Origin of the sequence: Psychrobacter coccoides (assembly GCF_017498085.1) — a bacterium.
Taxonomy (GTDB): Bacteria; Pseudomonadota; Gammaproteobacteria; order Pseudomonadales; family Moraxellaceae; genus Psychrobacter; species Psychrobacter coccoides.
The window spans coordinates 1-387 of the sequence record NZ_JAGBKM010000062.1; the positions used below are offsets into that span (position 1 = coordinate 1).

A 387-nucleotide genomic window follows, 5' to 3' on the forward strand; every position below is an offset into this window, starting at 1 on the left:
AGCATTTAAAACGTACCGGTACGTTTTTTAGTGCTTATGATCTAAGTGAGTATACCAAAGGTAGTGGTGAGTATTTAGGCTTGCACAGCCAAACCTTGCAAGCCATTAACGAGACTCACGCCAAATCTCGTAAGCAATTTAAAAAAGCCAAACTAAATTGGCGAACCAACCGACCCGATGCAAAACGCAAAAGCCTAGGCTGGATACCTTTTAAAAAGTCTGCTATCAAATACCTAAGCACAAGACAAACGGGAAAGAAAGCACTTAAATCAACCCTTCAACTATCGCTCTCTAAAGGTCAAAAGCTCATCATTGATGTATTCGATAGTTACAACCTAAGCCTATATCAAATTAACACCTTAGAGATAGTACAAGACAGTCGTAATC

At 39.3% G+C, this 387-nt stretch carries 1 pseudogene; it reads left to right on the top strand.

The window, feature by feature from the left end:
- Positions 1-387, top strand: a pseudogene (locus J3492_RS13065) (RNA-guided endonuclease InsQ/TnpB family protein); the annotation flags it as partial.